At 75.2% G+C, this 14,867-nt stretch carries 11 protein-coding genes; 2 read left to right on the top strand and 9 right to left on the bottom strand.

The window, feature by feature from the left end:
* Nucleotides 1-65: 65 nt before the first annotated feature.
* Nucleotides 66-1,040: a methyltransferase domain-containing protein gene (locus OIE75_RS12685; RefSeq protein WP_329470877.1), complete on the top strand. Its 975-nt coding sequence runs from the start codon at nt 66-68 to the stop codon at nt 1,038-1,040.
* Between the two features lie 18 nt (nt 1,041-1,058).
* On the opposite strand, the gene OIE75_RS12680 is transcribed toward OIE75_RS12685, so the two are convergent.
* From OIE75_RS12680 to OIE75_RS12665, 4 genes are all read right to left on the bottom strand, one after another.
* Nucleotides 1,059-2,822 (bottom strand): FHA domain-containing protein, encoded by a 1,764-nt coding sequence (locus tag OIE75_RS12680; protein WP_329470876.1) that lies wholly within the window; start codon nt 2,820-2,822, stop codon nt 1,059-1,061.
* A gap of 47 nt (nt 2,823-2,869) precedes the next feature.
* Complete coding sequence (locus OIE75_RS12675; RefSeq protein ID WP_329470874.1) at nt 2,870-4,216, bottom strand: vWA domain-containing protein; 1,347 nt, start codon at nt 4,214-4,216, stop codon at nt 2,870-2,872.
* Between the two features lie 117 nt (nt 4,217-4,333).
* Nucleotides 4,334-5,731, bottom strand: a complete 1,398-nt coding sequence (locus OIE75_RS12670; RefSeq protein WP_329470872.1) for a PP2C family serine/threonine-protein phosphatase — start codon at nt 5,729-5,731, stop codon at nt 4,334-4,336.
* Nucleotides 5,732-5,734: 3 nt separating this feature from the next.
* The gene (locus OIE75_RS12665; protein ID WP_443078341.1) at nt 5,735-8,122 is read right to left on the bottom strand and encodes a tetratricopeptide repeat protein; all 2,388 of its coding nucleotides are present in this window, start codon (nt 8,120-8,122) and stop codon (nt 5,735-5,737) included.
* Between the two features lie 10 nt (nt 8,123-8,132).
* On the opposite strand from OIE75_RS12665, the gene OIE75_RS41435 reads away from it, so the two are divergent.
* Nucleotides 8,133-8,414 carry a hypothetical protein gene (locus OIE75_RS41435; RefSeq protein WP_443078340.1) on the top strand — a complete coding sequence of 94 codons (282 nt, stop codon included), beginning with the start codon at nt 8,133-8,135 and terminating at the stop codon, nt 8,412-8,414.
* 69 nt (nt 8,415-8,483) lie between these two features.
* Here OIE75_RS41435 and OIE75_RS12660 read toward each other — a convergent pair whose 3' ends face one another.
* The 5 genes from OIE75_RS12660 to OIE75_RS12640 form a co-directional block, all read right to left on the bottom strand.
* Nucleotides 8,484-9,818 (bottom strand): hypothetical protein, encoded by a 1,335-nt coding sequence (locus OIE75_RS12660; protein ID WP_307012136.1) that lies wholly within the window; start codon nt 9,816-9,818, stop codon nt 8,484-8,486.
* A gap of 52 nt (nt 9,819-9,870) precedes the next feature.
* Nucleotides 9,871-10,914 carry a glutamate ABC transporter substrate-binding protein gene (locus OIE75_RS12655; RefSeq protein WP_329473974.1) on the bottom strand — a complete coding sequence of 348 codons (1,044 nt, stop codon included), beginning with the start codon at nt 10,912-10,914 and terminating at the stop codon, nt 9,871-9,873.
* Nucleotides 10,915-10,981: 67 nt separating this feature from the next.
* Nucleotides 10,982-12,445 carry a hypothetical protein gene (locus tag OIE75_RS12650; RefSeq protein WP_307012135.1) on the bottom strand — a complete coding sequence of 488 codons (1,464 nt, stop codon included), beginning with the start codon at nt 12,443-12,445 and terminating at the stop codon, nt 10,982-10,984.
* A gap of 190 nt (nt 12,446-12,635) precedes the next feature.
* Nucleotides 12,636-13,607, bottom strand: a complete 972-nt coding sequence (locus OIE75_RS12645) for an N-acetylglucosamine kinase (RefSeq protein ID WP_307012134.1) — start codon at nt 13,605-13,607, stop codon at nt 12,636-12,638.
* Nucleotides 13,598-14,863, bottom strand: coding sequence for a 6-phospho-beta-glucosidase (locus tag OIE75_RS12640; protein WP_307012132.1), 1,266 nt, complete (start codon nt 14,861-14,863; stop codon nt 13,598-13,600). Before OIE75_RS12640 ends, OIE75_RS12645 begins: the two co-directional genes overlap by 10 nt.
* Nucleotides 14,864-14,867: the final 4 nt, after the last annotated feature.

Below are 14,867 nucleotides of genomic sequence, written 5' to 3'. Positions count from 1 at the left end.
TCTCAGACGCCTGGACATAGGACTTCGGACTTAGGCCCCCCGGCCCGGGCCCGTACTGTGGAGGCATGGGCGGGCACGAGGACCTGGACCGCCTCGCGGCCTCGGCGCGGGCGGAGCTGGTGCGGGAGATCGAGCTGAGCGGCGCCTGGTCGGCCGACCCGGTCTGGCGGGAGGCGTTCCGGACGGTCCCGCGCCACCTCTTCGTGCCGTACTACTACGTCGGCGTCCAGGGCGGCTACGAACGCCGGTGGGGCGAGGACCCCGACCGGGACGCCCGGGAGCGCTGGGTGCGCGGCGCGTACGCCGACGCCCCGCTGGCGACCCGGATGCGCGACGGCGAACTGGTCTCCTCCAGCAGCCAGCCCTCGCTGATGGCGATGATGCTGGCGGAACTGCAGGTGAGGGACGGCGACCGGGTCCTGGAGATCGGCGCCGGCACCGGCTACAACGCCGCCCTGCTCGCCCACCGGCTCGGCGACGACGACCTCGTCACCACCGTCGACCTGGAACCGGAGATCACCGAGTCGGCCCGCCGGCACCTGGCCGCCGCCGGGTACCGTCCGGCCGTCGTCACCGGCGACGGCGCCCGCGGGGTGCCCGAGCGCGCCCCCTACGACCGGATCCTCGCCACCTGCTCGCTGGCCTCGGTGCCGCACGCCTGGCTGGCCCAGTGCCGTCCCGGCGGCAGGATCCTGACCCCGCTTGCCACCGGGCTGGTCGTCCTCACCGTCCACGACCCGGCGCACGCCGAGGGGCGCTTCCTGCACACGCCCGCGTACTTCGTGCCGCTGCGCGGCGCGGACGCCTCCGCGCCGCGGCCGCAGGGCCTGGGCGGGGTGCCGCGCCGGGCCCGGGAGAACGACCTGTTCCGCTTCCTGCTGGCGCTGAGCCGGGGCAGCCTCGACCCGCAGGAGGCGTACGCGCTCTGGGACCGCGAGGACGCTCCGCACCGCGAGCGCTTCGGCATCACCCTCAGCGGCGCGCGGGCCTGGGCGTGGCTGGACGACCCCGAGGGCCCGTACGCCTGGCCCTTCACCTGACGGACGGGCCCCGCCGGGTCAGCCCCGGCGGATCGTGATCGTCGTCCAGGCGCCGACGTGCACCCGGTCGCCGTCCTGGAGCGGCACCGGCACGAAGGGCTGGATCGGCTCCTCGCCGCCGTTGACCGTCGTGCCGTTCGTCGAGTTCTGGTCGACGACCGCCCAGCTGCCGTCCGGCTGCTGCACCAGCACCGCGTGCTGGTGCGAGACGCCCGGGTCCTCCGGCGGTACCGCCAGATCGATGTCCGGGGTGTCACCGGTGGAGTGCCGGCGGCGCCCGATGGTGATCTGGTTGCCGGTGAGCGTGCGCTGCTGCTCGGGCGAGTACGCGGGCAGGTTCAGCCCCGCGGCCTCGGGGCCCGAGCGGTGCATCATCGCCATGAAGTAGTCGCGGTCCGGGCCGATGGTCGCCGACCAGGTCGCCGGCTGCGCGAAGCCCTGGCCGGGCGGGGTCTGGGCGGCACCCGTCTGCGGGTAGCCGTAGCCGCCCTGCGGGGCACCCGGGCCGCCGGGGCCGGTGGGCGACGGCGGCGCCTGGGTGGCACCGGTCTGCGGGAAGCCGTAACCGCCCTGCGGGGCACCCGGGCCGCCGGGGCCGGTGGGCGACGGCGGCGCCTGGGTGGCACCCGTCTGCGGGTAGCCGTAACCGCCCTGTGGAGCACCCGGGCCGCCGGGACCGGTCGAGGACGGCGGCGAGAGCACCCAGTCGTCGTCACCGCTGCCGAAGGCCGGGCCGCCCTGCTGCGGGCGGTTGGTCTCCTGCGGGAAGGCCGGCGGAGCCGGCGGACCCGACTGGTACGACTGCGGGCCGCCTCCCGGGCCACCGGGACCGGCCGCGGGCGGAACGGGCCCGGGCGGCGGCGGAACCGGCCGCGACGGGTCACCACCGAACGGGGGCGGGGCCGGAGGGCCGGAGGGGGCGTTCTGGCCGCCGGGGCCGTTGGGCCCGCCAGGGCCGCCGGGGCCGTTGGGGCCACCCGGACCATTGGGTCCACCGGGACCGCCGAAACCACCGGGGCCGCCCGGACCGTGAGGACCGTTGGGGCCGCCCGGACCGCCCGGACCGCCCGGACCGCCCGGACCGCCGAAACCGCCGGGGCCGTTGGGACCACCCTGGCCACCGAAACCACCGGGACCGTTCGGCTCGCCGGGACCGTCGGGACGACCCGGGCCGCCGGGGCCGCCCGGACCACCGGGCCCGAACGGGCCCGCGGGGCCGTTCGGACCACCAGGAGCACCGGGGCCACCGGGCCCGCCCGGGCCACCCGCGGGACCGCCGGGGCCGCCAGGACCCCCACCGGGGCCACCGGGCCCGCCCGGACCCCCGCGCCCCGACGGGTCGCCGCCGAACGGCGGGCCCGGCGGGATCGGCTCGGCGGGGCGGTTCATCTGGGACGGGCGCGAGCCCTGGTAGCCGTACGCGTCACCGCCGCCGTACGACGGACCACCCGGCGGCTGCTGGAAGGGCGCCGGGCCGCCGGGGGCCGGCGGGCGCGGGGCGGCCGGGGTGTACGAGGTGGCCGTGTTGGTGAGGAAGTTCCACCGGCACTCCTCGCAGAAGGGCGCGCCGCCCTCCCGGGGCGTACGGCACTGAGGGCACAGCTGCGGCTCGCCGCCGGGGCCGCCGGGACCACCGCCCGGACCGCCGGGCGGCGGGAAGCCGTAGCCGCCGCCGGGGGGCGGTGGCGGCGGAGGAGGCGGCACGGCACCGGCCATGCGGTGACCGCAGACCTCGCACCAGTCGTCGGAACCCGACTGGTGTCCGTTCGGGCAGGTCGGCATGTCGGGGCTTCCCTCTCTTGCGGGCGTGTCGCGCGGATGGTCCTGCGTCACTTCTTCACACGAACGGTCTTGGTCGACCGGGTCTCGAGAGTCATCTCGTCGGCCTCCTCCACCTTCGCTTTCAGTCGCACAGTACCCGCCGCCGCGTCCACCACGTCCACCACCTTCGCAAGCAGTTTCGCCGTATCGCCGTTTCCGGATACCCCCGCGAGCTGAACCGCGCGGCCCAGTTTGGCCGTTGCTCCATCGATGTCGCCCGCTTTGCGTAGATCCAGCCCTTGTTGGATGACTTGGGCCAGTTCGGCCTGCCCGGTGTAGTGGGCGACCTGCGGGTTGATGGACGTGGAGGCGGTCATGTCGTCCGTCCACACGGCCCGTACGAGACCCTGCGCGCCGAGGCTCTGAACCGTGCCGTCGGGCTCCGGGATGACCAGCGAGACGCGGGCGGCCAGCATCTCGCGGCCCAGCTCCGCGGCCGGTACCTGCACGCAGACGTGGTAGTCGCGGGACTCGTCGCCCCAGGAACCGGTGGGGTAGTCCCCGGCCCGCGGTCCCGCCTCGGAGCGGCGGCCGGTCAGTTCCTCGACCGTGGGCGCGACCTGCTTGACGAACTTCACGGTGGTGCCGACCGGGGTCCACAGGCGCAGCGCCACGTCCGCGACCTCCTTGCCCATGGCCGTCTCCATCATCTGCGTGAAGTCGGCGGCCAGGCCCGCCGGATCGGCGACGATGTCGGCCGTGCCGAGCAGGGCGGAGGCGATCCCTGTGACTTCTTTCACTTCCCAGTCGGTGCCCACGCCGCGTGCGTCACAGGTGAACCGCCCGGCGCAGGCGTCGAGCGCCGCCTTGAGGTCCTCCGGCGACTCGTGCTCGTTGCGGCCGTCGGTGAGCAGGATGGCGTGCCGGATGGCGACGTCCGCGGTGGACAGCAGCCGGTCGGCCAGCCGCAGCCAGGTGCCGATGGCGGTGCCGCCGCCCGCGCCGAGGCTGCGCAGCGCCTGCTTCGCCTGCGCCCGGGTGGCGGCGTCGGCGACCGCGAGCCGTCCGCCGCCCGGGTAGACCTCCTTGGCCACGTGGGTGCCGCCGACCACCGCGAAGTGCACGCCGTCGCGCAGGGTGTCGATCGCGGCGGCCGTCGCGTCACGGGCGTTGCGCATCTTGGTCGGCGGGTAGTCCATCGAGCCCGAGCAGTCGACCAGCAACGCCACGGCCGCCGACGGGCCCTGGCCCGGCGAGTACAGGTGGGGCGCGGCGACCGCGCTCCCGACCGTGCCGCCGCCGGTGGCGGTGACCGTCACGATGGCGTTGACCTCGGTGCCGCCCTCGGGCAGGTACTCGTTCTGGTAGACGTCCACCGCGAACTGCGGCACGTTCGACTTCGAGAAATTGGCCATGCCGGATCGCATCCCCCTCTACGTCCCCACGGAGGTGGGGCATTGGCTGCTGGCGCGGACCGCCCCCTGCGGCCCGCGAGGCCACCCCGCGCGCGTACCCCTACCCGTACGGGGGCCTCAGGCCGATCCTGCCCCCTGCGGCACGGCCGGGAACGGCACGAGGGCCACTGTTACGTTGTCGTGGCCCCCGCCGTCCAGGGCGTGGCCGACCAGGACGCGGGCGCCGTGCAGCGGGCGGGTGGCGGCGTCGAGGGGCATGGCGTCGGCCATCTCCTCGGCGGACTCCGCGTAGTTCCACAGGCCGTCCGTGCAGACCACGACCACGCCGGGACGGTCCGGCTTGAAGGACGCGGTGTGCGGCTCCAGTTCGTAGGCGTCGGCGCCCAGCCAGCCGGTGATCGCGTGGGCGCGTTCGTCGGCGTACGCCTCGGCCTCGTTCATCAGGCCGGCGGCGACCATCTGCGCGGCCCACGAGTCGTCCTCGGTGAGCCGGGCGGGCGGGGTGGTGCGGTCGGCCGGCACCCAGTAGACGCGGCTGTCGCCGACCCAGCCGACGACCAGCAGGCCGGCGGTGACCACGGCGCCGACCAGGGTGCAGGCGGGCGCGTTCTGGTGGGGGCCCTGTTCGCGGGCGGTGGCGGGCTCGTCGGCCAGCGCGTTGACGGCGTGCGAGGCGGCGAGGATGGCGTCGTGCATGGCCTGTTGGGGGTGCGTGCCGCGCGGCAGGGCGGTCAGCAGCAGCTCGCCGGCCGCCCGGGACGCGGCGAGCGAGGCGTCGTCGGGGCGGGTCGCGGAGGACACGCCGTCGCAGACGATCGCGACGCTCGCGGGGGCGCCGTCGGGCAGCGCGGTGCAGCCCACCGAGAACGCGTCCTCGTTGCGGTGGTGGCGCAGGCCGCGGTCGCTGACCGCCGCGACGGGGCCCGACTCCTGCTCCATGTGGTCGCGTTCGCGAGGCTGGGCGTGCCCGCAGTTCTCGCAGTAGCCGTCGTCGTCGACGCGGCCCGCGCGGCAGGCCACGCACACCTTGACACCGGCGGCCGGAGCCGCGGCCGGGGCGGCGGGCGCGGCCGGTTCGGCTCGCTGCTCGGCGTGCGGCGCCGCTCCGGCGGTCAGCCGCGGGTCGGGCGCCTGCAACGGGTACTCCTCGGGTTCGCGGGGCCGGTCGAAGCGCACCCCGGGCGCGGGCGGCGCCGCCGGGGCCGGTGGGGCAGCCGGGGGCGGCGGCAGCGGGGAGCCGCCCGATTCGGTGCCCGGCAGTTCGGCGGCCGCGTGCACGGGGACGGGACGGCCGTTGCCGTCCGAGTCCCGGGCCGCGGGCCAGTCCACGCCGTCCGGCGCGGGCGCCGGGGCGGGCACCGCGCCGCCGACGGCGACGGTCGGGTGGTCATCGGGCCGCGGGGGCACGGCGGACAGGTCGTATCCGCACGCACCGCAGAAACGGTCACCCGACTCGAGGGGCTCCTCGCAGCTCGGGCACTTGGACACAGCGGCCTGCTGGGGCATCTGCGACATCAACTACACCCACGTCCGGGGGCGGTAACGATTTGCACGTTCCACCAGGTCGATCCTCTCCTCGCCGTCCCGCGCCAGCCGGGCCAGCGTGCGGTACGAACGCTCCAGGCCGAAGCGCAGGCCGCGTTCGTCCAGGGCGCTGCCGAGCAGCGTCCGTCCTCCGGCGGCGGGAGGGACGGAACCCCGACCTCCGGAGAGTACCCAGTCCAGCGCGCAACCGAGGACCTCGGCCGACAGTTGCTCGCGCCGCGCCGGATCCAGACCGTACACGTCCAGGGCCTCGACCTGCCGGGCGGCGGCCGTCAGGTCGTCCAGGAAGACCACGTCGCCGGCGCCCGCCGTACGCCGCCGCAGCCGGGCCCGGACGGCCGCGACCCGCGCGGCCGTGCAGTGCACCGACGACTCCGGCACCGACTCCAGCGTCCGTACGGCACCGGTCCGGTCGCCGCCGGCCAGCTGCACCCGGGCCAGGCCGAACGCGGCGCTCACATGGCTCGGGTCGGTCGACCACACCAGGCGGTAGTACTCGGCGGCGTTGTCGAGCTGTCCCAGCACCTCCGCGCACAGGCCGAGCGCCAGCTTGGGCGCGGTCTCGCCGGGGAAGGCGTCGTAGATCGCGTCGAAGGCCAGCGCGGCGTCCTCGTGTCCCCCGGTCACCAGTGCGGCCAGCCCGCGGTACCAGACCACCCGCCAGTCGTCGGGCCGTTCGCCCTCCAGCGTCTCCAGGGCCGTCAGCGCGCCGGGCGCGTCGCCGTTCTCCAGCCGGGCCCTGACCTGCCGCAGCCGGGTCTCGGTCGACGGCGCCGGGGCGGCGGCCAGCGCGGTCAGCAGCTCGCCCGGCGCGGACGCCATGAGCCCGGCCAGAAAGCCCGCGTTGGGGTCGCCCGCGTCGACCCGGGGGACCGGCAGGGCGAGGGACGCGGTGGGCGCGTCGGCGTCCTTGACCAGCCCGGAGGTGCCGCCGTCGAGCCCGCCGACCGCGCTCACCGCGCCCGGCAGCGACGCGCTCGCGCCCCCGCCGGGGGCCGAGCCCGTCGCGCCGCCCGTACCGGAGCCCGGCGTGGCCCCCGCGACCGTCCCGCCCGGCGCTCCCACCGCCGGTCCCGTCCCGCCCGGCAGCTCGGTCGCGGACCCCGGGCCGCCCGGCAGGGACCCACCCGCGCCGGAGCCGCGCCCTCGCGCGCGGACCGTCGTCCGGGCGCCCAGCCGCGACACCTCCCCGTCCAGCCGGGGGAACAGCTCCGTGTCCGTCACCCGGACCTCGGGCCCGAAGAGCGTGGAGAGCGCGGGCCGGGCACGCCCGGTCTGGAGCGAGACCACCTCGCGCAGCACACCCGTCAGCTGCTCCGCCATCTCCTGAGCGGAGGCGAACCTGCGGGCCGGGTCCGGGTCGGTGGCGCGCACCAGCAGCCGGTAGAAGGACTCGTACTGCCGGAACACCTCGATGGTGTCGGGGTCGGGCAGCGAGTCGGCGTAGACGGTGGTGTACCCCTGGAAGTCGAACGTCAGCACGGCCAGGGTGCGTCCCACGGTGTACAGGTCGGAGGCCACCGACGGGCCCACGTCGGCCACCTCCGGCGCCTGGTACCCCACCGTGCCGTAGATCGCCGACTCGTCGTCGTCCATGCGGCGGACCGCGCCCATGTCGATGAGCTTGAGCTGGTCCTCGGTCTGGATGGCGTTGTCGACCTTGAAGTCGCAGTACAGCAGCTTGCGGCTGTGCAGGTGGCCGAGCGCCTCCAGCGCCTCGATGCCGTACGCGCAGGCCTGCTCCACCGGCAGCGGGTCGCGTCTGCCCGCTGGGGAGCGGCGGGCGTTGGCGATCTCCTTGAGCGACTTGCCGCCCACGTACTCCATGACGATGTAGCCGTCGAGGGAGCCGGTGCGCTGGTCGAGGTGCTCGACGAAGTTGTAGATCCGCACGATGTTGGCGTGCTCGATCTCGGCGAGGAACCGCCGCTCGGAGATCGCCGCCTCCATCGCGTCCTGGTCGCCGGTGTCCAGCAGGCCCTTGAGGACCACCCAGCGGTCGGAGACGGCCTTGTCGACGGCGAGGTAGATCCAGCCCAGCCCGCCGTGCGCGAGGCAGCCCACCACCTCGTACTGTCCGTGCACGACGTCGCCGGTCTTCAGCTTGGGCACGAACGAGTACGGGTGGCCGCACTTGGTGCAGAAGCCCTCCGTACGGCCCGGCCGCTCGCCGCGGGAGCGCCCGACCGGCCCCCCGCAGTCCGAGCGCGAGCAGAACCGCTTCCGCTCCGGCACCTCCGGACGCTCCATGACCATCTCGCGCGGGTCGGGCCGCGGGATCGCCGGGACCTCGACGAGTCCGGCCCCCAGGCGCCCCCGCGCGGTGGAACCGGCGCCCGAACCGGAACTGCGCACCGACACCGAACGCCCCGTGGACCGTCCCGACACGGCCCGCGAGAGCCGCCCCGACACCGAGCGCCGGGACTTCGACGAGCGAGACGAGCGAGACGAGCGAGACGAGCGCGACGACTGCGACGACGTACGCGAACTGCGGGCGCTGGAGCGCGAGCCGGCGCTGCCCGCCGAACCGCGCGAGCCCCGGCCGCCGCCGGTGACGCCCGTCGGGGTCGAGCCGACCATGCCGTTCGACGCGACGACCGGCGCGAGGCCGCAGGTGTCGCAGTACAACTCGCCGCCGCCCATGTCCTCGTAGGTCCCGCCACAGCCGGGACGCTGACACGTCCGCCCTGCCTCACTCATGACGCTGCCTCCCCCTCGTCGCTCATACGCCGGGCCCCGTCCGGTCCACCGGCCCGCCCTGCCCGGGCACGCGCCGCGGGGAGCCCAGCGTCTCGGCGGCCGCGTGCTGGTAGCGCAGCACGGCCTGCTCGGCGACGCGCAGGTCGCAGGGCGCGCTCCACAGCATGCGGCGCGCCTTCTCGTACTTCTCCGCCAGCTCCGGGTCCTCGGCGAAGCCGAGGCGGGCCACCTTGGCCTTGTAGGCGTCGAGCCGTCCGCGCAGCTCGGCGCGGACCGCCAGCGGTGCGGTGACCGCGGTCAACGACTCGCGGGCGCGCAGCAGTTCGTCCTCCGCCTTCTCCTCCAGGGACTCCAGGAGCGGGGACAGCCGGTGCCACTGCGCGTGCCTGCGGTACTCGGCGGCCGCCGCCAGCTGCTCCTGGAGCGCGATCGGCGGTCCGCCGACCACCGGCACCTCCGTCGCGGCGATCTTCGCCAGCACCTCGCCGCGCGCGGTGCGCGCCTCGGCGAGCGTGCGGTCCGCGCGGGAGAGCACGTCCCGCAGCCGCACGATGCGCTGCTCGGCGTCCTGGCGGACGGCCAGCACGGCGTCGATCTCGCGGCGCACCTCCTCCAGGGCGCGCGCCTCACGGTCGTACACCGTCGTGTCGGGACGGCCGCCGCCGGGCGCCGAACTGCCCTCCGCGGGCAGCCAGAAGGCCAGCGGGTCGGACACCACCCGCTCGCGCAGCCGCGTCAGGGTGCGGGTGATCCGCTCCAGGTCGTCGCCGGACGGGTGCTCGCCGGGGCGCACGCCCACGGAGTGCGCGAGCTTGCGGGTGCGCTGGAGCTCGGCGGCGAGTAAATCGATCCGGGCGGGCAGCGCCGACCACACCGCGTCGGCGGCGACCACCATGTCCAGGGAGGTCGCGTACAGCTGGTTCATCCGCTCCACCAGCGCCGCCAGTGAATAGCGCTCGCTGAGCCGTCCGGGACCGCCGTCCGGGGCGGGCGCCTGGGCGAGGGCCGCCGCGCTGCCGGCCACGGTGACGGCCTCGCCGCGCAGCAGCTCCGTCAGCTCCGCCAGGTCCTCGCGGCTGGACCAGCGGCGCCGGGAGCGGATCTCCCGGGCGGTGCGCAGCGCGCCGGTGTACGCGTCGAAGTAGGACCACAGCAGCGTGATCGACGCCTCCGCGGTACTCCAGCGCTCGACGGTGACGCCGGTCAGCTCGGCGCCTTCGAGGAGTCTGCGGCCCGCGTGGTCCTGGAGGGCGAGCAGCGAGGTCTCCACCGCCTCGTGCTCCGCGCCGAGCCGCGCCAGCGCACGGTCCACCTCGTCCCGGTCCATCACCGGCCCGGTGGGTCCCGTGTCGCCCATCGATCACCCTTCGCTGTCGCGGACTTGTGCTCTTTGCCTGTACGGCGGCCGTTCAGCTCTTGCGCAGGTACTCCGGGGCCGGCGGCTCCGACTGCGCCGGGTCGTCGCCCATGGTCGGGGACAGCCACTCGTCGTACGAGTTCTGCCAGCCGTCGGTCCGGTCGGCGCGCCACTCCTCCAGGATCCGGTTGACCCGGCGTACCAGATCGTCGGCGTCCTTCTTCATCGCCACGCCGTAGTACTCGGTGGTGAAGGGGTCGCCCTTCAGCTGCACCGTCGGGTCCTGCGCGGCCTGGCTCGCGGCGAGCGCGCCGTCGGTGACCACCGCGTCGACCTCGCCGAGCTGGAGCCGCACCAGACAGTCGAGTTGGTTGGGCACGGTGGTGCCGAGGTCGGCGTCGGCGGCGAGCCGGCCGTCCTTCCGGTCCTGCTCCAGTGTGCTCAGCGCGGTGGAACCGGCCGCCGTGCAGATGCTCCTGCCGGCCAGCGTGTCGTCGTACCCGGTGATCGGGGACGACTTGGGGGCGAGCAGCTGCTGGCCGGTGCGGAAGTAGGGGGCGGAGAAGGCGACCTTCTCCAGGCGGGCGCAGTTGATGGTCATGGTGCGGACCACCATGTCGACCCGGCCGTCCTGGATCGCCGGCTCGCGCTGGTTGGTGGGTATGGCCTTGAACTGCACGGCGTCCGCGTCGCCGAGGATGTCCTCCGCGATGCGGTGCGCCAGGTCGATGTCGAAGCCCTCCAGCTCGGCGTCGCCGCCGCTGTTCGGGTCGCGGTAGCCCCAGCGGTAGCTGTTCTGGTCGACGCCGACGATCAGCTTGCGCTTCTCGCCCTCGCGGCCCCGGATCTCGTCGATGGTGGGGCCGTCGGCCCCGGACGGGGCGAGGGTCTGCTTCTCCGGGTCCGGGCACTCCTGCGCGGCCCGGGCCTGGCCGCCGTGGGCGATGCCGTGGCCGTCGTAGGCGCCGCCGCCCTCGCCGTGCGAGCGGACCAACGGCAGGAGCAGGGCGAACAGCACCGCGAGGGCGCAGGCGAAGGCCATCGCGCCCACCCCGCCCCAGCCCTTCAGTCCGGTCCGCAATCGCCACGCACGCATCCTCACGCCCCCTGCGCCTCCTTCCAAGGGTGTTCCCTCCCACCGGCCGCCTGCCGCGCGCGCCGCCTCACCGGTACTCCGACAGCCTGCGTCCGATGCCCAGCAGCGCGCCGGCCGCGCCCAGTCCCGCCAGTATCCCCGCGCCCTCGGGCAGGAGGGTCATCGCGTCCAGTCCGTCGCCGGCCGACCGCTCGAACTCGTCCTTCTCGTGCGCGAGCGCGGTGGCCAGCGAGTCGTCCACGCCGTCGAAGCACTCGACGGTGGCGCCCTCGCCGCCTATCACCAGGTCCAGTGCCTGCTGGTAGTTGCCGTAGTCGTCCTGCTCACGGGCCGAGGCGTGGCGCTTCTTCCACTCCGTCATGTTGCCGTTCGCCGCGTCCACGGGGGACTCGCCCGCCTTGTCGTCGGCGAGCCTTCCCGCCTCGGCGAGCGCCTCGCCGAGGGCGTCCATGTTCTTCCCGAAGGCCAGGTCGTAGGAGTCGTACGTCTTCTCGCCCACCTTGGTGGTCTCCGCGCCGCGGGACACCAGCGTGAGGTTCTCGTTGCCGCGGGCCTTGAGGGAGGCGATGCGGGCCTCGTTGAGCGCGTTCAGCGAGCGGACGCCGTGCTCGTAGGAGTCGGTCAGGTTGGACCGGGCGACGCTGTGGCCGACGACCAGCCAGAGCATGACGATCGTGGCGGTGGCGGTGGCGGCGACCAGGCCGTGGTTGAGGACCCGGTTGGTGCGCCGGTAGTTGCGCTGCTGCGCCCAGGCCAGCGCGGCGAGCACGACGACGCCGAGGGCGATCGCGGCCCAGGGGTAGGGCTTGGCGTCGCCGTAGTCGGCGCTCAGCCGGCCGTTCTCCGTCTTGTAGAGGTCCTCCGCCGCGGGGAGCATCTCCTTCTGCATCTTCTCGTTGGCGTAGCGCAGGTAGGCGCCGCCGACCGGGAAGCCCTGCCGGTTGTAGGTGCGGGCGCGCTCGACCAGGCCCTTGTACTCGGGCAGCAGCCGGTTCAGCCTGGCGATGGTCTTCGCGGCCGGCGACTCGGGGTCGGAGTTGGCGGCGGCGGTGACGAGACCTTCGGCGGCGGCCCTGATGCCGTTGTCGTACCGGTCGCGGGAGTCCTTGGTCTCCTGGCCGCCGGCGAGGAAGCCGCTGGAGGCCGCCGTGTTGGCCTCGGCCAGGGAGCGGTAGATGCCGGCGGCGGCGGAGCTGAGGGGCTGGCTGCGGGTCAGCACGTCGTCGGCCGCGGCGGACCGGCCGTTCATCTGCCAGGCGGTGACGGCGCCGAAGGCGACGACCAGCGCGGCGAGCAGCGCGCCGATGATGCGCAGCCGCCCGGGCTCGGTGACCGCCGCCGCGCGCAACCGGTCCACGCCCTCGGCGAAGGCGGTGCGCCGCGGTGGGGCGGGCGGCTGCGGGGGAGCCGCGGGTGCGCCGCCGGACGGGCCCCGTTCGGGCGCCGGAGGGCCGGACTGCGGCGGCACGGCGGGCGGCGCGGGCACGCCGAAGCCCCGCGGTGCCGCGCTGCCCTTCGGCGGTCGAGTCACTCCTGACCTCCCCCATGGTCATCCGTCGCCGCAAGTATCGCTGCCCGCACCGACATTCGCACCGGCCTTCACCCGATCCGGATTCGATCGGGGTGCAACGCACCACCCCTGCCCATGAACACGCCGGCGGAACCGGTTCGGTTCCCCGAGCCGGTCCCGCCGGCCGTCCGGCGCGGTGTCAGGCGCGGTGTCAGGCCGCGAACCGCTCCCGCACCCGCGCACGGGCCCCGGCCGCCGCGCCCACCCCGTCCAGACCCAGCAGCGCCGCGCCCAGCACCGGCCGCGCGGTCACCACCGTGGGGACGGCCTTGGGGGCGCGGGCCGCCAGCAGCTCCCGTATCCGGTCGTCGAGTTGCGGATGGCGTGCCGCCAGGACGCTGCCGCCGAGCAGGACCGGCGCCGGTTCGGACAGCAGGTCCAGACGGGTCAGCGCGACCGTCGCCATCGCCACCACCTCGTCGGCCTGCCGGTCCACGACCGACCGGGCGAGCGGATCGCCGGCCGCCGCCGTGGCGAACAGCACGGGGGTCAGCTCGTGGCGCCGGGCGGGCTCGACGTGCCGCAGGTGCAGGGCCTCGATGAGGGCGTACATCGAGTCGAGCCCGAAGTGCGCCGGCAGGGCCCGGGCCAGTTCCGTGGGCCCGCCCCGGCCGTCCTCCGCGCGCGCCGCGTGCCACAGCGCCTCCTCGGCCAGCCCCCAGCCGCCGCCCCAGTCGCCGGACAGGCGCCCGATGGCCGGGAAGCGGGCGGTGCGCCCGTCGGGGCGCATGCCGACGCAGTTGACGCCGGCCCCGCACACGACGGCGACGCCGAGCGGCTCGTCGACACCCGCCCGCAGGATCGCGAAGGTGTCGTTGCGGACGTCGACACGCGCGCCCCACGCGCGCGCGTGCAGCGCGGCGGCCAGTTGCTCCTCCTCCACGGGCAGGTCGGCGTTGGCCAGGCACGCCGACACGTGCTCGACGGAGCCGACACCGGCCGCCGCGAAGGCCCGCGCCACCGCCTCCGCCAGGGTGTCCACGGCCCGTTCGACGCCCACCGCGGGCGGCCGGAAGGGGCCGCCGCGGGCCGTGGCCAGTACCTCCCCGTCCGCCGTCACCACGGCGACGTCGGTCTTGCTGTTGCCCGCGTCGACGGCGAGGACGCTCGCGGTCAGGCCCACGCCAGGTGCTCCCGGTTGTGTGCGATCAGCCGGTCGGTGAGCCGCTCGGCGTACCCGAACTGGCCGACGAGGGGGTGGGCGAGCAGCGCCCGGAAGACCCGGTCCCGGCCGCCGCGCAGGGCGGCGTCCAGGGCGAGGTCCTCGTACGCGGTCACGTTCGCCATCAGGCCCGCGTACAGCGGGTCCACGGCCGCCACCGGCAGCGGGGCGGCACCCTTGGCGCCCACCGCGGCCGGCACCTCGATCACGGCGTCGTCGGGCAGGAAGGGCAGCGTGCCCCGGTTGTACGTGTTGACCACCTGGTACGGGGAGCCGGCACCGCCGAGCAGGGCGGCGGCCAGGTCGACGGCGGCCTCCGAGTAGTAGGCGCCGCCGCGCTTGGCGAGCAGGGCGGGCTTCTCGTCCAGGGCCGGATCGCCGTACATCTCCAGCAGTTGCCGCTCCATCTCCGCCACCTCGGCGGCCCGTGAGGGCTTGGTGCGCAGTTCGTCCACGACCTCGTCGTGCGCGTAGTAGTAGCGCAGGTAGTAGGAGGGGACGACGCCGAGGCGGTCCAGGAGCGGGCGGGGCAGGCGGAGGTCGGCGGCGACCGCGTCCCCGTGGTCGGCGAGCAGCCGGGGCAGGACGTCCTCGCCCTCGGGGCCGCCGAGCCGGACGCCGGTCTCCCAGGTGAGGTGGTTGAGGCCCACGTGGTCGAGGTGGACGTCGGCGGGTGTCACGCCGAGCAGCGCGGCGAACTTGCGCTGGAGCCCGATCGCCACGTTGCACAGGCCGACCGCCCGGTGCCCCGCCTGGAGCAGGGCCCGGGTCACGATGCCGACCGGGTTGGTGAAGTCGATGATCCAGGCGTCCGGGTTGGCCCGCCGGACCCGCTCGGCGATGTCCAGCACCACCGGCACCGTGCGCAGCGCCTTGGCCAGGCCGCCCGCCCCCGTCGTCTCCTGGCCGACGCAGCCGCACTCCAGCGGCCAGGTCTCGTCCTGCTCGCGGGCCGCCTGGCCGCCGACGCGCAACTGGAGCAGTACGGCGTCGGCGCCCTCCACGGCCGCGTCCAGGTCGGAGGTGGTGACGACCCGGCCGTCGTGTCCCTGCCGGGCGAGGATGCGGCGGGCGAGGCCGCCCACCAGCTCCAGCCGGTCCGCCGCCGGGTCGACGAGGACCAGTTCCCCGACCGGCAGGGTGTCCCGCAACCGGGCGAAGCCGTCGATCAGTTCGGGCGTGTAGGTCGAACCGCCGCCGACCACGGTGAGTTTCATGCAG

It is taken from the genome of Streptomyces sp. NBC_01723, assembly GCF_036246005.1.
Taxonomy (GTDB): domain Bacteria; phylum Actinomycetota; class Actinomycetes; order Streptomycetales; family Streptomycetaceae; genus Streptomyces.
Note: the sequence above shows the minus strand (reverse complement) of the source record. Positions and strands in the feature narration are given on the sequence as shown.

Bases quoted from the DNA above. Each gene is read 5' to 3' on its own strand.
- OIE75_RS12685 (WP_329470877.1), top strand. From the start codon at position 66: ATGGGCGGGCACGAGGACCTGGACCGCCTCGCGGCCTCGGCGCGGGCG.
- OIE75_RS12680 (WP_329470876.1), bottom strand. From the start codon at position 2,822: ATGCCGACCTGCCCGAACGGACACCAGTCGGGTTCCGACGACTGGTGC.
- OIE75_RS12675 (WP_329470874.1), bottom strand. From the start codon at position 4,216: ATGGCCAATTTCTCGAAGTCGAACGTGCCGCAGTTCGCGGTGGACGTC.
- OIE75_RS12670 (WP_329470872.1), bottom strand. From the start codon at position 5,731: ATGTCGCAGATGCCCCAGCAGGCCGCTGTGTCCAAGTGCCCGAGCTGC.
- OIE75_RS12660 (WP_307012136.1), bottom strand. From the start codon at position 9,818: ATGGGCGACACGGGACCCACCGGGCCGGTGATGGACCGGGACGAGGTG.
- OIE75_RS12655 (WP_329473974.1), bottom strand. From the start codon at position 10,914: ATGCGTGCGTGGCGATTGCGGACCGGACTGAAGGGCTGGGGCGGGGTG.
- OIE75_RS12640 (WP_307012132.1), bottom strand. From the start codon at position 14,863: ATGAAACTCACCGTGGTCGGCGGCGGTTCGACCTACACGCCCGAACTG.